Annotated in this window: 21 protein-coding genes; 12 read left to right on the forward strand and 9 right to left on the reverse strand. The window is 60.6% G+C overall.

Annotation, left to right across the window (positions count from 1 at the left end):
• Positions 1 to 4: 4 nt before the first annotated feature.
• The 7 genes from thrC to coxB form a co-directional block, all read right to left on the reverse strand.
• Positions 5 to 1,393 (reverse strand): threonine synthase, encoded by a 1,389-nt coding sequence (gene thrC / locus Q0908_RS09885; protein ID WP_299283497.1) that lies wholly within the window; start codon positions 1,391 to 1,393, stop codon positions 5 to 7.
• A gap of 3 nt (positions 1,394 to 1,396) precedes the next feature.
• Positions 1,397 to 2,080 (reverse strand): SURF1 family protein, encoded by a 684-nt coding sequence (locus Q0908_RS09890; RefSeq protein ID WP_299283499.1) that lies wholly within the window; start codon positions 2,078 to 2,080, stop codon positions 1,397 to 1,399.
• 78 nt (positions 2,081 to 2,158) lie between these two features.
• Positions 2,159 to 3,013, reverse strand: a complete 855-nt coding sequence (locus tag Q0908_RS09895) for a cytochrome c oxidase subunit 3 (RefSeq protein ID WP_299283501.1) — start codon at positions 3,011 to 3,013, stop codon at positions 2,159 to 2,161.
• A gap of 11 nt (positions 3,014 to 3,024) precedes the next feature.
• The gene (locus tag Q0908_RS09900; protein ID WP_299283503.1) at positions 3,025 to 3,618 is read right to left on the reverse strand and encodes a cytochrome c oxidase assembly protein; all 594 of its coding nucleotides are present in this window, start codon (positions 3,616 to 3,618) and stop codon (positions 3,025 to 3,027) included.
• Positions 3,618 to 3,779 (reverse strand): cytochrome C oxidase assembly protein, encoded by a 162-nt coding sequence (locus Q0908_RS09905; protein ID WP_299283505.1) that lies wholly within the window; start codon positions 3,777 to 3,779, stop codon positions 3,618 to 3,620. Before Q0908_RS09905 ends, Q0908_RS09900 begins: the two co-directional genes overlap by 1 nt.
• Positions 3,776 to 4,714: a heme o synthase gene (gene cyoE / locus Q0908_RS09910; RefSeq protein WP_299283507.1), complete on the reverse strand. Its 939-nt coding sequence runs from the start codon at positions 4,712 to 4,714 to the stop codon at positions 3,776 to 3,778. Before cyoE ends, Q0908_RS09905 begins: the two co-directional genes overlap by 4 nt.
• Before the next feature lie 58 nt (positions 4,715 to 4,772).
• Entirely contained in the window at positions 4,773 to 5,651 is an 879-nt protein-coding gene (coxB, locus tag Q0908_RS09915; RefSeq protein ID WP_299283509.1) for a cytochrome c oxidase subunit II, read from the reverse strand.
• 184 nt (positions 5,652 to 5,835) lie between these two features.
• Here coxB and tldD point away from each other — a divergent pair, with 184 nt between their 5' ends.
• The 3 genes from tldD to topA all read left to right on the forward strand — a co-directional run bounded on the left by tldD (position 5,836) and on the right by topA (position 11,331).
• On the forward strand, positions 5,836 to 7,257 hold the full coding sequence (tldD, locus tag Q0908_RS09920) for a metalloprotease TldD (RefSeq protein WP_299283511.1): 1,422 nt from the start codon (positions 5,836 to 5,838) through the stop codon (positions 7,255 to 7,257).
• A 236-nt stretch (positions 7,258 to 7,493) separates the two neighbouring features.
• Positions 7,494 to 8,642 carry a DNA-processing protein DprA gene (gene dprA, locus Q0908_RS09925; RefSeq protein ID WP_299283514.1) on the forward strand — a complete coding sequence of 383 codons (1,149 nt, stop codon included), beginning with the start codon at positions 7,494 to 7,496 and terminating at the stop codon, positions 8,640 to 8,642.
• A 100-nt stretch (positions 8,643 to 8,742) separates the two neighbouring features.
• Complete coding sequence (gene topA / locus Q0908_RS09930) at positions 8,743 to 11,331, forward strand: type I DNA topoisomerase (RefSeq protein WP_299283516.1); 2,589 nt, start codon at positions 8,743 to 8,745, stop codon at positions 11,329 to 11,331.
• A gap of 6 nt (positions 11,332 to 11,337) precedes the next feature.
• On the opposite strand, the gene Q0908_RS09935 is transcribed toward topA, so the two are convergent.
• Positions 11,338 to 11,793, reverse strand: coding sequence for a MarR family transcriptional regulator (locus Q0908_RS09935; RefSeq protein WP_299283518.1), 456 nt, complete (start codon positions 11,791 to 11,793; stop codon positions 11,338 to 11,340).
• Between the two features lie 103 nt (positions 11,794 to 11,896).
• On the opposite strand from Q0908_RS09935, the gene Q0908_RS09940 reads away from it, so the two are divergent.
• From Q0908_RS09940 to Q0908_RS09960, 5 genes are all read left to right on the forward strand, one after another.
• Positions 11,897 to 12,520, forward strand: coding sequence for an SRPBCC family protein (locus Q0908_RS09940; RefSeq protein WP_299283519.1), 624 nt, complete (start codon positions 11,897 to 11,899; stop codon positions 12,518 to 12,520).
• 228 nt (positions 12,521 to 12,748) lie between these two features.
• A complete protein-coding gene (locus Q0908_RS09945; RefSeq protein WP_299283521.1) occupies positions 12,749 to 13,444 on the forward strand; it encodes a CoA transferase subunit A in 696 nt (231 codons plus the stop codon).
• A gap of 11 nt (positions 13,445 to 13,455) precedes the next feature.
• On the forward strand, positions 13,456 to 14,484 hold the full coding sequence (locus Q0908_RS09950; protein ID WP_299283523.1) for a PAS domain-containing protein: 1,029 nt from the start codon (positions 13,456 to 13,458) through the stop codon (positions 14,482 to 14,484).
• Between the two features lie 9 nt (positions 14,485 to 14,493).
• Complete coding sequence (locus tag Q0908_RS09955; RefSeq protein WP_299283525.1) at positions 14,494 to 15,120, forward strand: 3-oxoacid CoA-transferase subunit B; 627 nt, start codon at positions 14,494 to 14,496, stop codon at positions 15,118 to 15,120.
• An 83-nt stretch (positions 15,121 to 15,203) separates the two neighbouring features.
• The gene (locus tag Q0908_RS09960) at positions 15,204 to 15,542 is read left to right on the forward strand and encodes a GNAT family N-acetyltransferase (protein WP_299283527.1); all 339 of its coding nucleotides are present in this window, start codon (positions 15,204 to 15,206) and stop codon (positions 15,540 to 15,542) included.
• On the opposite strand, the gene Q0908_RS09965 is transcribed toward Q0908_RS09960, so the two are convergent.
• Entirely contained in the window at positions 15,440 to 16,243 is an 804-nt protein-coding gene (locus Q0908_RS09965) for a lytic transglycosylase domain-containing protein (protein ID WP_299283529.1), read from the reverse strand. The genes Q0908_RS09960 and Q0908_RS09965 overlap by 103 nt on opposite strands.
• 372 nt (positions 16,244 to 16,615) lie before the next feature.
• On the opposite strand from Q0908_RS09965, the gene Q0908_RS09970 reads away from it, so the two are divergent.
• From Q0908_RS09970 to Q0908_RS09985, 4 genes are all read left to right on the forward strand, one after another.
• Positions 16,616 to 16,810, forward strand: a complete 195-nt coding sequence (locus Q0908_RS09970) for a hypothetical protein (RefSeq protein ID WP_299283531.1) — start codon at positions 16,616 to 16,618, stop codon at positions 16,808 to 16,810.
• Between the two features lie 102 nt (positions 16,811 to 16,912).
• On the forward strand, positions 16,913 to 17,086 hold the full coding sequence (locus tag Q0908_RS09975) for a hypothetical protein (protein ID WP_299283533.1): 174 nt from the start codon (positions 16,913 to 16,915) through the stop codon (positions 17,084 to 17,086).
• Positions 17,087 to 17,283: 197 nt separating this feature from the next.
• The gene (cpaB, locus tag Q0908_RS09980) at positions 17,284 to 18,141 is read left to right on the forward strand and encodes a Flp pilus assembly protein CpaB (RefSeq protein WP_299283535.1); all 858 of its coding nucleotides are present in this window, start codon (positions 17,284 to 17,286) and stop codon (positions 18,139 to 18,141) included.
• 299 nt (positions 18,142 to 18,440) lie between these two features.
• Positions 18,441 to 19,859 carry a type II and III secretion system protein family protein gene (locus Q0908_RS09985; protein ID WP_299283537.1) on the forward strand — a complete coding sequence of 473 codons (1,419 nt, stop codon included), beginning with the start codon at positions 18,441 to 18,443 and terminating at the stop codon, positions 19,857 to 19,859.
• Positions 19,860 to 19,868: the final 9 nt, after the last annotated feature.

Raw genomic sequence — 19,868 nt, forward strand, 5'->3', positions numbered from 1 at the left:
CAGATCAGGAGGCGCGATGCGCGATAATATGGGCCTTGAGTGCGGCAAGATCATTGGGCACCCGCGTCAGCCGTTCGGCGCGTTCATACAGGTCCGCCATGCGCGGGGGAAGGGGGGGGCGTAAGCCGGTGGCCGCCTCGACCGCGTCGGGGAACTTGGCAGGGTGCGCGGTGGCGAGCGTGATCATCGGCGTGCCTTGCGCGCGTTGCGCTTCGGCCACGTGAACCCCGACGGCCGAGTGTGGGCACAGCAACTCGCCGCTTGTCTTGAGGGAGGCGGTGATCTGCGCGCTGGTCTCCTCTTCGGACACCCGCCCGGAATCGAAGTGATCTTGCAACGCTTCCATCGCGCCTTGGCTTACCTCGAACCCACCGGCCTTCAATTCGTCCATCAACTGCGCGATGGCCCCGCCATCCCGGTCATAGGCGTCGAACAAGGCGCGTTCGAAGTTCGACGACACCTGAATGTCCATCGACGGGCTGATCGAGGGGATCGTGTCACCCTTGTGATAGCCCTGCCCGCTCAGGCAGCGGTGGAGGATGTCGTTCTGGTTCGTCGCCACCACTAGCCGGTCGATGGGCAGGCCCATCCGCTTGGCGATATAGCCTGCGAAGATGTCACCGAAATTGCCCGTGGGGACCGTAAAGCTGACCGTGCGGTGGGGTCCGCCCACACTCACGGCAGACGAGAAATAGTATACAACCTGCGCCAGCACCCGCGCCCAGTTGATCGAGTTCACACCGGCCAGCCCAACCCCGTCGCGAAACTCGAAATCATTGAACATATCCTTGAGCCGCGCCTGGCAGTCGTCAAAATCGCCATCGACGGCCAGCGCATGCACGTTGTCCTCAACCGGGGTGGTCATCTGGCGGCGCTGCACTTCGCTGACGCGGCCATGGGGGTAGAGGATGAACACATCCACATTGCTTAGACCCCGAAACGCTTCAATCGCCGCCGATCCGGTATCGCCCGAAGTCGCACCCACAATCGTCACCCGGTCGCCGCGTCGCTTGAGCGCGGTCTGGAACAGCTGCCCGATGAGCTGCATGGCGAAATCCTTGAAGGCCAGCGTCGGCCCGTGGAACAGCTCGAGCAGGAAATGCCCCTGATCAAGCTGGACAAGAGGGGCACGGGCCGCGTGGCCGAACCCTTCATAGGCGCGCGCGATACAGGCGCGCACCTCGTCATCGCTGAACGTCTCGCCGATGAAGGGGCGCATGACCGTATAGGCGATCTGCTCGTAGCTTTGACCCTCCATCGCGGCGATAGTCGACGCATCTATGGTAGGCACCGTCTCGGGCACATAGAGGCCGCCGTCACGGGCGAGCCCGGTCAGCATCGTATCCTCAAAAGTCAGTGCGGGTGCCTGGCCACGGGTCGAGATATAGCGCATCGGTCAGTCTTTCGGATCGGGTGCGCGCGCAGAGCGGCGCACGAAGTAGGTTGTCATCGCAAGCCAGATCGAAGCCAGCGAAAACCACGTGATGGCGTATTGCAGGTGATCGTTGGGAATGCCAGCGGTGTCTACGGGCCAAGGCGTCACGCCAAGGTCGGTTTGCGGCGCATCGCGCAGCACGACCAGCACGGGCCGCGTGTCGAGCGCCTCGGCCATGGCCGGGACATCGCGGGCGAACCACGTGTTTTCAGTCAGGTCAGGGGGCGGGGTCATCCCGTCTGCCTCAATCGGGGCATCGAGATTGCCGGTGAGGGTAAGGCGTACCTGTGGTGCGCCCTGCACAGGTTGAGAGACGGGCGACCAGCCAGTGTCGACCAGAACGGGTTCTGCGCCTTCAGGTGTGAACGGACGGATGATGCGATAGACGGGGCCGATGCTGCGCCGCGAGGCGAGCATACGGATATACCCCTCGCCAAAGGCACCCGTCAGCGTGACGGGCGCATAGCGGCGAAACTGTGGATCAAGGGCCGTTTCAAGCGGGACAGGATCAGCAGCAATTTCCGCCTCGATCCGGGTCAGCAGGTCCTGCTTCCACGCGAGGCGCTGCACCTGCCACACCCCAAGGCTGACCAGAATACCGGTCCCGATCACCCCGACTGTCAGAAAGAACCACAGGCGCCGCATCGCCGCATATCCGCTTTAAGATGTGAAAAGCGCGCGAGGATGCTCGCGCGCTTTGAACCATTGGATTGGGGGCGCGCCTTAGTGCTCGCCGGGCATCAGGCCCACACCCCAGATGTAGACGGCGAGAAAGAGGAACAGCCAGACCACGTCCACGAAGTGCCAGTACCATGCGGCCGCTTCGAACCCGATATGCTTGTCCTCGGTAAAGTGTCCCTTCATCGCACGTAGCAAACACACGAACAGGAAGATGGTGCCGATAATAACATGCGCGCCGTGAAAGCCGGTCGCCATGAAGAAGTTCGAGAAGAACTTGTCACCGCCAAATTCCCAACCCTGATAGAGCAAATAGGAGTACTCATAGGCCTGCAAAATGGTGAAGAACACGCCCAGAACCACCGCAATCGCGAGCCCATTAACCACGTCCTTGCGCGCACCGCCATGCACGAGGGCGTGGTGTGCCCATGTCACCGCACAGCCTGACAACAGCAGGATCAGCGTGTTGATCAGCGGCAGATGGAAGGCATCGACGTGATAGATTTCGGGCTGCACATAGGATGTGCCGAAATACTCGCTCATCGGGTACATGGCGTGCTTGAAGAATGACCAGAACCAAGCGGCAAAGAACATGACTTCGGACATGATGAACAGGATAAAGCCGTAACGCAGTCCGATCCGCACCACCGGCGTGTGATCGCCGATGCGGCTTTCCGCCACCACGTCGGCCCACCAGCCGAACATCACGTAAAGGACCGCAACGAACCCCATCAGGAAAAGCCATGGGCCGCTCAACTCGATGGATTTGAAAAAGATGGTCATGCCACCCGACATCCACGCCACCGCGCCAAAGAGCATGGTAAAGCCCGCCAATGCGCCCAGAAGGGGCCATGTCGATGGTGCCAGAATGTGATAGTCGTGGTCTTTTGCGTGGGCCATGCTGGCGTCCCTCAGTTCAGGTTGGTGTCGGTGTCCTGTTCGATGGCCGCATAGCCTTCGGGCAGGTCAATTTGGTAAAACGTATAGCTCAACGTGATCGAGTGCACGTATTTTGCATCGCGGTCGGTCACTATTTCGGGGTCCACATAGAAGGTCACGGGCATCTGTACCCGCTCACCGGGGGCCAGAACCTGCTCTTCAAAGCAGAAACAATCGATCTTGGAAAAGAACCCGCCGGCCTCGTAAGGCGCGACGTTGTAGCTGGCGGACCCGGCCACGGGCTTGTCGGTCGGGTTATAGGCTTCATAGAAAGCCAGCCCCGTCTCGCCGATCCGCAACTCCATCTCGCGCACAGTTGGCGTGAACTGCCATGGCATGTTGCGCTCAAGCGAGGCGTCGAACCGCACCTTGATCGTCTGATCCAGAATGTCGTCGCTGGCCACTTCGCTGACACCCGTGGTGCCGCCAAAGCCTGTCACCCGGCAGAACCAGTCGTAAAACGGCACCGACGCCCATGCGAGCCCGCCCATCACGAAGACGAGACTCAGCGTTTGGGCCACGGTCTTCTGCGGCCCCGACAGCTTATGGAAACCGGGGATGCGCATTATTGGCCTTCCTCGATGCGCGGCATCTCGAAGTCACCGCTGGTGATCTTGACGAAGGTCAGCGCGAGGATCAGCACCACGAACCCTGCCAGCATCAGACCCACGCCGATGTTGCGGCCCTTGCGGCGCTGGTGGATTTCATGTTCAGCCCGGATGCTCATGCCCAGATCCCCCACGCGGCGGGCAACAGGGCCTCGATCAGGATCGCACCAAAATGCGCGAACAAATACCACAGCGACAGGCGGAAGAACGCCTTTTCGACCGCGTAGCCATCGGCCTCGGCCTGTGTCTCGTCCCGGTGCGAGATGTCATAGGCTCCTTTGAGGAACAGCGCGTTCAGCACCACCGCCACGGCCAGATAGACCGGGCCGCCGATGGACGTGAATGCGGTGCCAACCGCCAGCAGCGCGAGCGGCACGGTATAGGCCAGCACGTGCTTGCGCGTCGACTTACGCCCGTGGGTAACCGTCAGCATCGGCACGCCGGCGTTGTGGTAGTCTTCCTTCATGAACAGCGCCAGCGCCCAGAAATGGGGGGGCGTCCACATAAAGATCAGCGCAAACATCAGCCACGCCTCAATTGACATGGCCCCGGTGGCAATCACCCAGCCAATCACGGGCGGGAAGGCTCCTGCCGCACCACCGATCACGATGTTCTGCGGCGTCCAGCGCTTCAGCCACATGGAGTAGATCACGACATAAAAAAAGATAGTGAAGGCCAGCAGGGCGGCAGCCAACAGGTTTGCGCTCAGCGCCAGCATCATCACCGACAAGCCCGACAGGGCAAAACCTAGCGCCTTGGCCTCGTCCGCGGTCACCTTGCCCGCAGGCACGGGGCGCTTGGCGGTGCGGGTCATCACGCCGTCGATGTCGGCGTCCCACCACATGTTCAGCGCGCCCGAGGCCCCTGCCCCGATGGCGACGAACAGGATCGAGGCGAACCCGATGACCGGATGCACGCCCGTGGGCGCGGCCAACAGCCCGACCAGCGCCGTGAACACGACCAGTTGCATCACGCGCGGCTTCATCAGCGCGAAGTAATCGCCCAATGACGCTTCACCCTCTTGGGTCTGATGCTGATAGCTGACGTCTGTCATGCGTACCTCTGGACTGGGTCAGAAAGTCACGGCGGGAAAGGCCCCGCCATGCTGATGATCAGTTGGTCAAAACCGTCGAAACATCCACATAGTCGGACGCATCGCGGTTCGCTTCGAGCCATGCGTCATAGGCCTCTTGGCTGACAACTTTTACGGTGATCGGCATGTAGGCGTGCGCGATCCCGCACAGTTCCGAGCACTGCCCGAAATAGATGCCCTCTTTCTCGGCTTCGAACCACAACTCAGCCAGACGGCCCGGCACCGCGTCCTGCTTCACGCCGAAGGCCGGAATGGTCCATGCGTGGATCACATCCGCGCCGGTCACCTGCACAACAACCGTCTTGTTGACGGGGATCACCACGGCATTGTCAGTGGCCAGCAGGAAATCCTCGCGCGAATAACCTGCGGCAACCAGCGCCTCTTCGGTCTCGGGTGTCAGCGAGTTGTCACCGCCTGTGGCAGGTGCGCCGATCATGTAGCTGTCAAAGCTGATGTTCTCGTCCACGTACTCATAACCCCAGAACCACTGATAACCGGTGGTCTTGATGGTCACATCGGCTTCGGGAATTTCCTGCTGGTGGAACAGGGTCGGCAGCGAAAACGCACCGATGAACACGAGGATCACGATGGGAATCACGGTCCACGCGATCTCGACCGGCGTGTTGTGGGTGAAACTCGCCGGATCAGGGTTGCGCCTGGCATTGTAGCGGACGACGACCCATGCCAGCAGCCCAACCACAAACAGCGTGATGATGGTGATGATCACCAAAATCATGCCGTCCAGCCATTGCAGGCGGCGGGCCACTTCGGTGGCGGCGGGCTGGAAGCCCATGGCGCCATCCACGGGGCGGCCAATGACCTCAAGCCCGTCTTGGGCCCACGCCGGGGCAGCAGCAAGAGCGCTGAGCACGCCCGAAATCGAAAGAAGCTTTTTCATCTGGTCGTCCTGATCTTGATGGATCGCTGATCGGTCCTTGGGGGCTCGTACACGCACTGCCGATCACCACCCGTTGTATTGTCGAGACTTACAATCATATCTTTACCCCAAGATAAAGACATAAGAGGCGCGTCAAACGGACGCTCACCCGCATTTTCAGGCCCCCGGCCGACAGGAGACACCGATGACTGACGCCCCCTTTGCGCCGCTGGAAACCGAAATCGACCGAGATGTGGCGCTGGATGTGCTGCGCGGTGCCACGGCGGGGGCGGATGATGGTGAGTTGTTCTTTGAACGCCGCCGATCGGAATCGCTGGTCTATGATGATGGGCGGCTCAAAACCGCAAGCTATGATGCAGCGCAGGGCTTTGGCCTGCGGGCCGTGCGCGGCGAGGTCGCGGGCTATGCCCATTCCACCGAGATCAGCGAAACCGCCCTGCGCCGCGCTGCCGAAACCGCCCGTCTTGCGGTCGGTGCCGGTGGTGGCACCATGGCGGACGCCCCCCAGGCCACCAATCGCCACCTTTATACCGCCGATGATCCAATTGCCGGGGCCAGCTTTCCGGTCAAGCTCGAGACCCTCAAGGAGATCGACACCTTCCTGCGCGATCTTGATTCGCGGGTGGTGCAGGTGTCGGCCTCGATTGGTGCGTCCCTGCAAGAGATCGAGATTTTGCGCCCCGATGGGCACTCGGTGCGCGACACGCGTCCCATGACCCGGCTTAACATCTCGGTCATCGTAGAAAAGGACGGACGGCGCGAAAGCGGCACGGCAGGCGGCGGAGGTCGGGTCGGCCTGGACGGGCTGATGTTACCCGCCGACTGGCAGGCCAAGGCGCGTGAGGCATTGCGTGTTGCGGTCGTAAACCTTGATGCCGTCCCGGCCCCTGCGGGTGTGATGGATGTGGTGCTTGGCCCCGGCTGGCCCGGCATCCTGCTGCACGAAGCCATCGGTCACGGGCTTGAAGGCGATTTCAACCGCAAGGGCAGCTCGGCCTTTGCAGGGTTGATGGGCCAGCAGATCGCGGCCCACGGGGTCACGGTGCTGGATGACGGCACCATCCCCGACAGGCGCGGTTCGATCTCGGTCGATGATGAGGGTACGCCCTCGGGCAAGAACACTCTGATCGAGGATGGCGTACTTGTCGGCTACATGCAGGACCGCCAGAACGCGCGCCTGATGGGCGTGGCCTCGACCGGCAACGGACGCCGCCAAAGCTATGCGCACGCCCCAATGCCGCGCATGACCAACACCTATATGCTGGGCGGAGACAGCGCACCCGAGGACATTGTGGCCGACCTCAAGGACGGGATCTATGCGGTGGGGTTTGGCGGTGGGCAGGTGGACATCACAAACGGCAAGTTCGTGTTTTCCTGCACCGAAGCCTACCGGGTCGAGAACGGCAAGGTCGGCGCGCCGGTCAAGGGGGCCACTTTGATCGGGGACGGTGCCACGGCGCTGAAACACATCCGGGGCATCGGTAGCGACATGGCACTGGACCCCGGCATGGGCAATTGCGGCAAGGCGGGCCAGTGGGTGCCGGTGGGCGTGGGCCAGCCGACACTGATGATCGGCGGGCTGACGGTTGGTGGGTCCGCAACATAAGCGGGCGATTCTGTGGCAACGCTGTTAGGGGCCAAGACCCGCGCCAGCGCCTCGCTATATCTGGGGAGGCGTGGGCGAAGGTGCCGAGTCCCACTTTGTTCGCCGTTCGTTTTTCAGGCCGGTTTTTCCTTTAAAAAACAACCGCAGGCAGAGTTATCTCGAATTGGCTCGCCCATCTTCATGCGTTGTTAACCTTGCCGATTCTAAAACAAGGACAGCAACAGACGGAGCCTCGGATGACTGAAAGGGATACCCATCCTTCTTCCACTCACCCCCCACTCCCACCCACCTCGGAAGACGACCAGTTTTCGCGTCTCCGTCTGTTGCGGTCCCGCCGGGTCGGCATTGCGACGTATCAACGTCTGCTGATTGAACACGGCACCGCGCAAAATGCGCTGGCCGCGCTACCTGAGGTAGCGCGCGCCGCCGGCGTTTCGTCCTATCAGGTCTGCCCCGAAGGCGTCATTCACGGCGAACTCAAGGCCGCCCGCGCCGCTGGTGCACGTCTTGTGGCGCAAGGATCGCCCCACTATCCACTGGTTTTGAACGACCTCAAGGATGCCCCACCTTTCCTTTGGGTGATCGGTGATGTCGCGCTGCTGCACAAACCCATGATCGCCATGGTGGGCGCGCGCAACGCCTCTTCCCTCGGGACCCGCATGGCGCGCGCCCTGGCGCGTGATCTGGGCGCGGCCGGTCATGTCGTGGTGTCCGGCCTTGCGCGCGGCATTGACGCAGCCGCCCACCTGGCCGCGCTCGACACCGGCACCATCGCGGTGCAGGCAGGCGGGGTCGATACGATATACCCGGCGGAAAATGCCGACCTCGCCCAGAATATCGGGACCAGTGGCCTGCGCATCAGCGAACAGGCCATGGGCCTGCACCCCATGGCGCGCCATTTCCCTGCCCGCAACCGGATCATCTCGGGCCTTGGCGCGGCCACCATCGTGGTCGAGGCTGCCGCCAAGTCCGGCAGCCTGATCACCGCGCGCGATGCGCTGGATCTGGGCCGGGATGTGCTGGCGGTGCCGGGGCACCCGATGGATGCGCGCGCCTCAGGGTGCAACATGCTGATCCGGGATGGCGCGACGCTGGTGCGCGATGCAAATGACGTGATCGAGGCGCTGGCACCCCTCGCCCCCGCCGCCCCGGAATTGCCACTGGTGCCACCACAGGCGCCACAGCCAGATACGCGGTCCTTGCGCCAAACGGCGGACCTGCACAGCCAGATATTGTCGCGCCTCGGCCCGTCCCCACTGGCCGAGGATCAACTGATACGCGACCTTGGCGCACCCACGGCCACAGTCACCCCCGCACTGGTCGAACTGGAACTCGATGGCAGCATTGATCGTGCCCCCGGTGGCCTTCTAACCCGCGCCAGTTAGGCGCACCCGATTGGGGGTCGGTTGACAATCGCCGCTTGCACCCCACATCTTGCGCCGCCATAGAGCACACATATATCCCCGTCCGAGGTAGCCCCTGTAAATGCCCGTCGTCGTTGTCGAATCCCCAGCTAAAGCCAAGACAATCAACAAATATCTGGGGGATGACTACACCGTTCTGGCCAGCTATGGCCACGTGCGCGACCTGCCCCCCAAAGACGGATCGGTCGACCCCGACAACGAATTCGAGATGGTCTGGGAGGTCGCCAGCGCCAGCAAAAAGCACATGAAAGCGATTGCCGACGCACTCAAGGATGACAACGCGCTGATCCTCGCAACCGACCCCGATCGCGAAGGGGAGGCCATCAGCTGGCACCTGCAAGAGGCGCTGACCAAACGCAAGTCGATCAAGAAGGACACGCCCGTCAGCCGCGTGACCTTCAACGCGATCACCAAGTCGGCGGTGGACGCGGCGATGCAGAACGCCCGCCAGGTCGATATGCCGCTGGTCGAAGCCTACCTTGCCCGCCGCGCGCTGGATTATCTGGTGGGGTTCAACCTATCCCCCGTGCTCTGGCGCAAGCTGCCCGGTGCGAAATCTGCGGGTCGCGTGCAGTCGGTGTGTCTGCGCATCCTGACCGAGCGCGAGATGGAGATCGAAGCGTTTCGCAATCGCGAATACTGGTCGGTCAAAGCGGTCCTCGCCTCCCCGCGGGGACAGGAATACGAGGCGCGCCTCACCTCGCTGGCCGGCAAGAAGCTCGACAAGTTTGACCTCGAAAACCAGACGCAGGCCGAGATGGCCCAAAGCGCGATCACCAGCCGCGATCTGAAGGTGCAATCGGTCGAGGCCAAACCCGCCTCCCGCAACCCTTCGGCCCCGTTCATGACCTCGACCCTGCAACAAGAGGCCAGTCGCAAATTCGGCATGGGCGCGCGCCAAGCCATGTCCTCGGCGCAGCGGCTTTATGAGGCGGGTTACATTACCTATATGCGGACCGACGGGATCGACATGGCCCCCGAGGCCGTCACCATGGCGCGCGACGCGATCAAGGATCGTTATGGCGACGACTATGTCCCGAGACAGCCGCGCGTTTACAAGAACAAGGCCAAGAACGCGCAAGAGGCACACGAATGTATTCGCCCGACCGATATGGCACGCGATGCAGCCAGCCTGAAGATCACCGACGATGATCAACGCAAGCTTTATGATCTGATCTGGAAACGCACGCTGGCCTGCCAGATGGAAGGCGCACGGCTTGAGCGCACCACGGTCGAGATTGGCAGCGACGACGGGCAGGTCGGCCTGCGCGCCACGGGGCAAGTCGTGTTGTTTGACGGGTTCCTGCGCGTCTATGAGGAAGGGCGCGACGATGATGTGGTCGATGATGACGACAAGCGCCTGCCCCAGCTGAGCGAGGGGGATGCCGCCGACAAACGCTCCGTCACGCCCGAGCAGCATTTCACCCAGCCCCCGCCCCGCTACACCGAGGCCACGCTGGTCAAACGGATGGAAGAGTTGGGCATCGGCCGCCCCTCGACCTATGCCAGCATCGTCACGACCATTCAGGATCGCGGATACGTACGCAAGGATCGCAATCGGCTGATCCCCGAGGACAAGGGGCGGCTGGTGATCGCGTTCCTTGAAAACTATTTCCGCCGTTACGTGGGCTATGATTTCACCGCCAGCCTCGAAGAAGAACTGGATGATGTCAGCGCAGGGGACCGCGACTACAAGGATGTATTGGGCCGGTTCTGGCAGGATTTCAGCGCCGCGATTGCCGAAACCTCCGAATTGCGCATCACCGAGGTGCTGGAAAAGATCAACGAAGTGCTCGAACCGCACCTGTTCCCGCCGCAGGAAGACGGAGGCGATCCGCGCCTTTGCCCCAATTGCGGGGTCGGGCGGCTCAGCATGCGCACGGCCCGGTCCGGTGGTGCCTTTATCGGCTGCTCGAACTATCCCGAATGCCGTTATACGCGCGCCTTTGGTCCCCCCGGTCAGGAAGACGACAGCGGCATCCCGCCAGAGGGCAAGCTGCTTGGCGAGGACGAAGGCGACAAGATCTATGCGTTCAAGGGCCGCTTTGGGCCTTATGTGCAGCGCGGTGAAGTGACGGATGACAACAAGAAGCCGCCACGCCAGTCGATCCCCAAGGAATGGCCGCCCACCGAAGTGGACCTGGAGCAAGCCGTACGCCTGCTGTCCCTGCCGCGGCAGATCGGGCCGCACCCCGAGGACGGCGTTATGGTCTGGGCCAATATCGGGCGTTATGGACCGTATCTCAAGCACGCGGAATCAACCTCGGATCGTGGTGGCACCAATGCCAATCTCGAAGGGATCGAAGAGGTCTTTACCGTCGGCATGAACCGGGCTGTGCAACTGCTCGCCGAGAAGGTCGCAAGCCGGGGCGGGCGCGGTGTGGCCGCCAAGCCGCTGCACGAGTTGGGCGAACACCCCTCGGAAGGCGGGCCGGTCAATGTGATGAAGGGTAAATACGGACCTTATGTGAAGTGGGGCAAGGTCAATGCGACCATCCCCAAAGGGACTGAGCCTGAGAATGTCACGATGGACATGGCGGTGCAGCTGATCGAGGAAAAGGCACCCGCCAAGAAGAAGCCCGCGAAAAAGAAGGCTGCTGCAAAGAAACCGGCGGCCAAGAAGAAAGCGGCGGCGAAAAAGGCGAGCTAGACGCGCCTAGTCGGATGCCTCCGCGTTTTCCAAAGAGGCGACCCGCTCGACCACCCGGCCCAACAAGGACAGCAACGTGGTCTGATCCTCGTCGTCGAGCGCAGACAGGAACAGGCGCATATTGTGCAAATCCTGGTTGTGGATCGCATTGGCCAGCTGCGCGCCCTCGGGCGTGAGGCTCAGATCGTAGGCCCGCCTGTCCGTCTCGCTTTGGGTGCGCGACACCAATCCCCGCTTCACCAGACGCGCGATTACGCTGCTGGCCGTCGTTGGCACGATGCCAAGCGTGCCGGCCAATTCGGACGCGCGCACAACCTGCTGTTCGCGCAACATCCCCAAAGCCGTGAAATCAGAGAGATTGAAGCGGATCACGTGCTGATGCTCGGGCGAGGTCAGCTCGCTGACAAGCATGACCCGCAACAACGTGCCCACGTACCCCAAAAGTTCGAGTTCTTTATCCATGGCGGTTTTTCTGACCAACGCCCCTTGAAGTGGCAAGAGCCAATTATATTTACTACGATACTCGTATATTTTAATACGATAATCGCATCAATGGAGATCGACTATGCCTCTGCGCCCTCTTATCGCGACCCTTTCCGTCACCGCCGCGCTGTCTGTGGCAGCCTTCGCTGGTGTCTCTCCAATGCCGACACCCAACCTCGCATTCGCTCAGGCCACGTCCGCTGCAGAGATCGCACCGCCCCCACCATTGGCCGCCGAAAACAGCTATCTGACCAACACCGAGACCGCGACATTCCGCGGCACCATCGCAGACTTTCGCGCCTTCGGAGAGGAGAACCCGGTGACTGACTTTGTTGCCGTGACCGATAGCATTCCGCCGATCGTGAACATCACCGTGCTCTCGGGCACGTGGCCCGAGGTGGGTGCGGTGCGCCGTGTCGACCTAGAAGGTGGCTATCATGTCCATGAGCGGGTGCTGGAAAACTCCGCCAACCGCTTTGCCTATCAGCTCTGGGATATCACCGCGCCGTCGGGCCGCGTTGTCGATCACATTATGGGCAGTTTCGACTACACCCAGACCGGCGATCAGGTCAGAGTTGAATGGAACTACAACATCAAGCCCAACCTGTTTCTGGCGCGCCCGGCAATCCGCCGCTATCTGAGGCGCGATTTCGGCCCCTTCATGGAGGCCGGGCTGACCGGGCAGGTCGCAGCCTATCAACGGTGACCAAACGCGGCTCCGGACACGGGGCCGCTCACACATTTCAGACCCCTCATTTTCGCCCTGCCCGTGGGCCCGCCTCGCTCCTCGGCGGAAACCCACCCGCGGCTGATCGGGCAACTTGACGCAGTATACAACCGCATACCGTCCGTGTACGTTGACAAGTGACCCAGACTCGCGTCACAAATTTTCTCACAGGTGCACGGCCTCCTTGAGAGGTGTCCAGGAGTATTTATGAAAAAGATCTACGGCTCTGCTTCCGAGGCGCTGGACGGGCTTTTGTTCGACGGCATGTTCATTGCGGCGGGCGGGTTCGGCCTGTGCGGCATTCCCGAATTGCTGCTGGATGCGATCAAAGAGGCGGGCACGAAGGATCTGACATTTGCCTCCAACAACGCTGGCGTCGACGATTTCGGCATCGGCATTCTGCTGCAGACGCGGCAGGTCAAAAAGATGATCTCGTCCTATGTGGGCGAAAACGCCGAGTTCATGCGCCAATACCTGTCGGGCGAACTGGAGCTGGAGTTCAACCCCCAGGGGACGCTGGCCGAACGGATGCGCGCGGGCGGCTGCGGCATCCCCGGCTTCTACACGAAGACCGGCGTGGGCACCGTCATTGCCGAGGGCAAGGAACACAAGGACTTCAACGGCGACACATATATTATGGAAGAAGGCATTTTTGCCGACCTCGCCATCGTCAAGGCGTGGAAAGCGGACGAAACCGGCAACCTCGTGTTCCGCAAGACCGCCCGCAACTTCAACCCGCCCGCAGCCATGTGCGGCAAGGTCTGCGTCGTTGAAGTGGAAGAGATCGTGCCGACCGGCAGCCTTGATCCCGACACCATCCACCTGCCCGGCATCTATGTACACCGCTTGATTCAGGGCGAGCACGAAAAGCGCATCGAACAACGTACCACCCGCGCGGCCTGACGGAGACAGCAATGCCCGACATGCTTGAGCAACTTCTGGGTCAGGACATGATCTTTGACGGTTTCAACCGTGCCCAGATTGCTATTGTCGTGACCAACCCGTATCTTGAAGACAACCCGGTCGTTTACGTAAACGAAGCGTTCACCCGCTCCACCGGCTACGCCCGGACCGCTTCGATCGGGCGCAATTGCCGGTTCCTGCAAGGTCCCGAGACATCCAAGGTGCACGTGGACAAACTGCGCCGCGGGATCGAGAACGAAGAGACCACGACGGTCGACATTATCAACTACCGCGCAAATGGGGAAAAGTACCTCAACCGGCTGGTCGTCTCGCCCCTGTGTGACGACACCGGCAAGTTGCAATACTTTATCGGCATCCAGAAAGAGCTACGCGAGAGCGACATGGATGCCAGCACCGAAGAAATAAACGCGGCGCTGATGGAGATACAGAACCGGGTGGCGACGGACCTGTCCATCGTGATCGGCATGATCCGCCAGCAATCGGGTAGCACGTCCGTCCCCGAGGACTTCATGGCGCTCAGCCGGCGCATCGAGACTCTCCAGCTGTTGTACGAAGAAATGAAACTGTCGGATCGCCAGTCCAATCGCAATCGCGTGGAAATGGGCAGCTATCTGTCGCGCCTGTCGGCTGCGATTGCGCACATGATGGGACGCTCCGGCATTCGGATGACTATCCAGATCGAACCGCTTGAGGTCCCTATTGAAACGGCGACCCGCGTTGGTCTGGTCTTGTCCGAACTTTTGACGAATGCGTTTCAGCACGCCTTTGACCGGTTGGACAACGGCCTTGTCGAAGTCCGGATGAGCCGCCTGAGCGCGGGCGGTTTGCGTCTGATTGTGTCTGATGATGGGGTTGGGATCCCGAGTGGGATGGCGTGGCCAGATACGAGTACAATTGGGGGACGCATTGTCGGCGGATTGATCGAGGGACTTGAGGGGACGCTGCATCTGGGTCGTGGTGCAGCTGGCAGTTTTGTGACCATAGATGTGCCTGCGGGCGCGACACTTGTTGATGAATAAGGAATAAGCATGCCCTGGGATCGCAATCAAATGGCCGAGCGCGCAGCGCAGGAACTCGAAGACGGATGGTACGTGAACCTTGGCATCGGCATCCCGACTCTGGTGTCCAATTACATCCCCGACGGAATCGAGGTGACGTTGCAATCTGAAAACGGGATGCTGGGCATGGGCCCCTTCCCCATCGAAGGCACCGAAGATCCCGACCTGATCAATGCGGGCAAACAGACGATCACCGAATTGCCCCAGACCGCTTATTTCGACTCCGCGCAGTCCTTTGGCATGATCCGCGGGGGCAAGATCGCGATGGCGATCCTGGGCGCGATGGAAGTGGCTGAAAATGGTGACCTCGCCAACTGGATGATCCCCGGCAAGCTCGTCAAGGGCATGGGCGGTGCCATGGATCTGGTAGCGGGCGTGGGCCGTGTGGTCGTCGTCATGGATCACACGAACAAGCACGGCGACAGCAAAGTTCTCAAGGAATGCACTCTGCCCCTCACCGGCAAATCAGTCGTGGACCGCATCATCACCAATCTTGGCGTGATGGATGTCGTGGAGGGCGGATTGCGCATCGTCGAAACGGCGGATGGCGTCACAGAGGACGAATTGCGCGCTGCGACTCAAGCCACCCTTGTCTGAGCCTGAAATCGCCCGCGAGGATGTTGTGAAGAAAGGGCAATATGCCCTCGTCATCGCCGGGCATACGGCCAACGTCGTCCATCATGTCAGCCAAGACCCGGATCGCCGATCATGCCGCAGTGCCGGACGCGCTGCTTGGCACGGGCACGGGTCTGCGGCGGGTTGAAAGGCTGGTCGCAGATGCGCTCGCCGAAGGGTGGAAGATCGTTCCCTTGTGCCCTTTCGTGAAACGGCAGCGCGCCAAACACCCCGAATGGGCAGACGCGTTCGACGTCTGGCCCGCTCTATTATATATAGTGGACGCCAAGAAGGCGCGCGGTCAGTTGAGCGCTGCGAACACGCAGCCGTCGCTGGCAAGCTGGGGTGGCGTAATGCACAACCCTTTCGCAATCTGGAACGCGGCGAGCACCTTGGGCACGTAGTCGCGAGTTTCAGGAAAGGGCGGTACACCCTGGTGGGTACGCACGGACCCCTCGCCCGCATTGTATCCCGCCAGCACCAGCAGCGGGTCCCGATCAAACGTCCCCATCAACCAGTCGAGGTATTTCACCCCGCCTTCGATATTCTGTGATGGCACGAGGCTGTCGGTCACGCCAAAGCGGCTGGCGGTCGCGGGCATCAGCTGCATCAACCCCTGCGCCCCAGCCGAACTGACCGCATCTGGCTTTCCAGCCGACTCAACCATCATCACGGCCAGGACCAGCGCGGGCGAGACGTCAGTGTCGATGGTCGCGCGCAAAATGTCGACGCCGCGCGCCTTGGCCAGCTCCTGCATCTGCTGAAGGCGCGGTGCGGGCACTTTGGCCCCGGCCCGCGCCAAAGCCCGCATGGCAAGGTCAAGCCGCCCCGGGCCCGCATCGGCCAAATCGGGAGAGATGTCTTCCCAGAACCAATCAAACCGGGCCCCACGGGGAGCGGCAGGTGCTGTGGCGGCAGGCGCGACGTCCTCTTCGACTATTTCGGCAGGATCGATCTGAACGGTGATCCGCTTTTGCGTGCCGGACTTGGGCGGTTTCACACGTTTGGCCGAGAAATCCTTGAACGCCGGCGGCGACTCGGCCTCAACAGCGCCGAAACTCAGCACCAAACCGCACATCGCGGCGCATAGAATGCGTTTTGTCATATCTGCCTGCCTCTGATTGCACGATCTTGGTCGCGCTTTTGCAGTCAGTGTCGCAAAAAAAGGGGCTTCAGGCCACCATTTCCAGCTTTAAAGATGGCCGTTTCGCCACATTTGCCACGGTATAGGCGGTTGATTACCTTCCGTGCTTTTTTTTACAAAAAATTAATCACGCAAAAACAGCGCCTTAGCAAAGTAATTCACTTTTTCCGGACGCAGACGCGAAAAGCCCAATTTGCCGCCAAATTCGTGCCCCAATCAAACGTCTATATAGCGTCATACCAAGTCGGACATGGGCCAACAGAGAGAAACGGCCCTCAAGACGGACGGCGAGGTTGAACTGAAAATCTACTGATCCTTTGGAGGGACACTACCATGATGAAATTTATCAAAAACTTCCGCAAAGACGAAAACGGTGCTGTGACTGTTGACTGGGTTGTGCTGACAGCTGCTGTTGTTGGTCTGGCCGTTGCTGCCTACACGTCGATCGAAACAGGCGCATCCGACCTGACCGCCGACACCAACACATTCCTGGGCAAGCAAGATCCTAACGCACCTGCCGCTCCTTAAGCCCTAGCGCTTAACGCGAAACGCATACGGGGGCCGCGGCCGACCACGACCGCGGCCCCTTGTACATCACACGTCAAGAAATTGTTTTCATAGGTGACTGACATGACCGCATTTATCAAAAAGTTCTGCAAGAGCGAACATGGCGCGGTAACGGTCGATTGGGTTGTCGTTTGTGCCGGTGTGGTTGCCATTGCGGTGATCATGGTGGCCGAAATGAACGCCGGCGCAACCAAACTGACCGCAGACACAGGCACCTATATGAGCGATTTCCGCTGATCCACCTTCAGGTGTGAACAGCCAGCGCCCGTCCCTTCAAGGTCGGGCGCTTTTGCATGTCTAGGGCAACGTGCCGGGCAAATTGCCTCACACAGACCCCAGCACTTCCCAGAATATGCCACATTCCACTGTCATGGATAGTGTCGAGAGGTTCCCACCGTTCCGGTGCATAACGAACCCAATAATGAGGTGCTGAGATGCGAATGATTTTCGGATTGGTATTGCTTGCCGGGATCGCCCTGGCTGGTGGTGCCGTGTACATGGCAAAGAATTATATCGGCCAATATCAAACCGCGCTGGCCGCCGAGCGGGCCGAGCGGGACAAGATTGTGCCCACGATCCCCGTATATGTATCGGACCGGACGTTGAAATACGGCGAAGCGCTCAAAACGGATGACGTTCGGACGGTCGACTGGCCGGTCACCGCTATTCCCGAGGGCGCATTCACAGCCGACAATCCCCTCTTTATCGAAGGGCAATCGGATCCTCGCTTTGTGCTGCGCGCCATGGAAAAGGATGAGGCCATCCTGAAAGTGAAAGTGACCGAGCCCGGCGAGGAAGCAGGTCTGACCTCACGCCTGGCCCGCGGCATGCGTGCTTTCGCGCTTCGTGTTGATGTGGCGTCCGGCGTGTCCGGGTTCCTGCGTCCGGGTGACCGGGTGGACGTCTATTGGACCGGCCGGGTCGACAAAGCGCTCGATGCGAGTGTCGGCGAAGTGACCAAGCTGATCGAACCCGCCGTCCAGCTCATTGCTATCGACCAAAGCGCAACCAGCGATCTCAGCGGTGCCAGCGTCGCCCAGACAGTGACTGTCGCTGTTGCCCCTGAACAGGTGGCCAAGCTGGCGCAGGCCCAGTCCACCGGACGCCTCTCGCTGTCCCTTGTCGGGGCCGGGGACGACACGGTTGCCGGTGCCATCGAGATGGACCAACGCTCACTTTTGGGCATCGAAGAACGTGCGGCCAAGGTCGAAGCGCCCAAAGAGAAGACCTGTTCCATCCGCACACGGCGTGGCGCAGAAGTGGTCACAATCCCGATCCCCTGCACAAACTGAGCCATTTATTCAATCACTTAGCCTGACGCCTCCCACTGGGGGCGTCAGTTGCATTTGTGCCCCTGTTGCCAGTTATCCACATAAACCTTCGCTCTGAACCCATTGATTCTTGCAAAAAAACTCAAACTGCTGCACGGTCTACGAAACAGCGGGCACAAGCCTGCGGACAAGACAGGCAAGATACCAAATCAAACGCTGCGGGCCGAATGGTCTGACAGAACGACACGGGCGCTACGACCCGTATTCATTTCGCGGGCATCAAGACCCGGCACCGAGGCGTGATCAAAAGGGCAGGTCACATGAAAATTGACGGAATCTTCAAAGCGGCCATCGTTGGGCTGTCCATGGCTGTAAGCCCAATCGCATTGACTGCACATGCAGAAACATTGCGCGTGGTCCGCCAGCAAACCGAATCGAACCTCAACGTCCCGATGAACCGGGCCGTGGTGGTCGAAAGCGACACGCCATTTGCGGAGTTGAGCATCGCCAACCCCGCCATCGCCGACATTTCGTCGCTCAGCGACCGCACAATCTATGTGTTGGGTAAATCGCCGGGGCTGACGACATTGACGCTGCTGGATGGCAACGGTCGACTGATCACAAACGTGAACGTGCGCGTCGCCGCTGATATCTCCGAGTTCAAGGAACGGCTGCGTCAGATCCTTCCCGGCGAAAAGATCGAAGTGCGCACCGCCAACGATGGCATCGTGCTTTCGGGCGTCGTCTCCTCCTCTTCGCGCCTGCAACGCGCCTTGGATCTGGCCGAACGCTACGCCGAAGGCCGCGTATCCAACCTGATGAGCGTCGGTGGCGTCCAGCAGGTCATGTTGAAAGTGCGCTTTGCCGAAATGCAGCGCTCGGTCTCCAAATCACTGAGCTCATCGCTTGGGTTCAGCGGGTCGCTTTTCGGTGGGCAATTGGGCACAGATAGCGAAACCGGCACATTTCTCGATGGAGGAAACTCCATCAGTCCCCCTGTCGAAGTTACACCCGGCTCCGAAGGCGCGATTTTGTTCGGCTTTAACGCGGGCAACGTCCAAGTGGGCTTGTTGCTTGAGGCGCTTGAGCAAAAAGGCGTCGTGCGCACGCTGGCCGAGCCCAATCTGATCGCCCTTTCGGGTCAGGAAGCAACATTCCTTGCGGGTGGCGAATTTCCAATCCCTGTCAGCCAGGAAGAGGGAACGATTTCGGTTGAATTCAAACCGTTCGGTGTCCAGCTCAACTTTATTCCGGTGGTGGTCGACAAGGATTTGATCAACCTTCAGGTCGAAGCGTCCGTGTCCGAAGTGGATACAGCAAACTCGATCAATACCGATGGCATCAGCATCCCCGCGTTCTCGCGGCGCGAGACCAACACGACGGTCGAATTGCGCGATGGTGAGAGTTTTGCGGTTGCTGGCCTGTTGCAAGACGATTTTCAGGACCTCTCGGGTCAGGTACCATGGCTGGGCGATGTCCCGGTGCTGGGGACCCTGTTCCGCTCGGCGTCCTATCAACGCGCACAAACCGAATTGGTGATCGTGGTCACGGCCCATCTTGTCACGCCTGTGCGTGGCGATGCGCTGGCATTGCCCACTGATCGCATCAAACCGCCAAGTGAACGGGACCTGTTCCTGTTTGGACGCACAGCCGCTGGCACACGGACCCCGAAACAGGGGGCCGCCGGCGAGGTTGCCAAACAGGACTTCTCCGGCTCATATGGCTACGTGTTGGATTAAGGACAGGGT

Origin of the sequence: uncultured Tateyamaria sp., assembly GCF_947494755.1 — a bacterium.
Classification (GTDB): Bacteria; Pseudomonadota; Alphaproteobacteria; order Rhodobacterales; family Rhodobacteraceae; genus Tateyamaria.

Excerpts from the sequence above, each read along its gene's own strand:
- Q0908_RS09950 (WP_299283523.1), top strand. The coding sequence starts at position 13,456 with ATGCCCGACATGCTTGAGCAACTTCTGGGTCAGGACATGATCTTTGAC.
- cyoE (WP_299283507.1), bottom strand. The coding sequence starts at position 4,714 with ATGACAGACGTCAGCTATCAGCATCAGACCCAAGAGGGTGAAGCGTCA.
- coxB (WP_299283509.1), bottom strand. The coding sequence starts at position 5,651 with ATGAAAAAGCTTCTTTCGATTTCGGGCGTGCTCAGCGCTCTTGCTGCT.
- Q0908_RS09890 (WP_299283499.1), bottom strand. The coding sequence starts at position 2,080 with ATGCGGCGCCTGTGGTTCTTTCTGACAGTCGGGGTGATCGGGACCGGT.
- Q0908_RS09985 (WP_299283537.1), top strand. The coding sequence starts at position 18,441 with ATGAAAATTGACGGAATCTTCAAAGCGGCCATCGTTGGGCTGTCCATG.
- tldD (WP_299283511.1), top strand. The coding sequence starts at position 5,836 with ATGACTGACGCCCCCTTTGCGCCGCTGGAAACCGAAATCGACCGAGAT.
- Q0908_RS09935 (WP_299283518.1), bottom strand. The coding sequence starts at position 11,793 with ATGGATAAAGAACTCGAACTTTTGGGGTACGTGGGCACGTTGTTGCGG.
- thrC (WP_299283497.1), bottom strand. The coding sequence starts at position 1,393 with ATGCGCTATATCTCGACCCGTGGCCAGGCACCCGCACTGACTTTTGAG.
- Q0908_RS09945 (WP_299283521.1), top strand. The coding sequence starts at position 12,749 with ATGAAAAAGATCTACGGCTCTGCTTCCGAGGCGCTGGACGGGCTTTTG.
- Q0908_RS09900 (WP_299283503.1), bottom strand. The coding sequence starts at position 3,618 with ATGCGCATCCCCGGTTTCCATAAGCTGTCGGGGCCGCAGAAGACCGTG.
- topA (WP_299283516.1), top strand. The coding sequence starts at position 8,743 with ATGCCCGTCGTCGTTGTCGAATCCCCAGCTAAAGCCAAGACAATCAAC.
- Q0908_RS09970 (WP_299283531.1), top strand. The coding sequence starts at position 16,616 with ATGATGAAATTTATCAAAAACTTCCGCAAAGACGAAAACGGTGCTGTG.
- Q0908_RS09975 (WP_299283533.1), top strand. The coding sequence starts at position 16,913 with ATGACCGCATTTATCAAAAAGTTCTGCAAGAGCGAACATGGCGCGGTA.
- Q0908_RS09905 (WP_299283505.1), bottom strand. The coding sequence starts at position 3,779 with ATGAGCATCCGGGCTGAACATGAAATCCACCAGCGCCGCAAGGGCCGC.
- cpaB (WP_299283535.1), top strand. The coding sequence starts at position 17,284 with ATGCGAATGATTTTCGGATTGGTATTGCTTGCCGGGATCGCCCTGGCT.
- Q0908_RS09965 (WP_299283529.1), bottom strand. The coding sequence starts at position 16,243 with ATGACAAAACGCATTCTATGCGCCGCGATGTGCGGTTTGGTGCTGAGT.
- Q0908_RS09895 (WP_299283501.1), bottom strand. The coding sequence starts at position 3,013 with ATGGCCCACGCAAAAGACCACGACTATCACATTCTGGCACCATCGACA.
- Q0908_RS09955 (WP_299283525.1), top strand. The coding sequence starts at position 14,494 with ATGCCCTGGGATCGCAATCAAATGGCCGAGCGCGCAGCGCAGGAACTC.
- Q0908_RS09960 (WP_299283527.1), top strand. The coding sequence starts at position 15,204 with ATGTCAGCCAAGACCCGGATCGCCGATCATGCCGCAGTGCCGGACGCG.
- Q0908_RS09940 (WP_299283519.1), top strand. The coding sequence starts at position 11,897 with ATGCCTCTGCGCCCTCTTATCGCGACCCTTTCCGTCACCGCCGCGCTG.
- dprA (WP_299283514.1), top strand. The coding sequence starts at position 7,494 with ATGACTGAAAGGGATACCCATCCTTCTTCCACTCACCCCCCACTCCCA.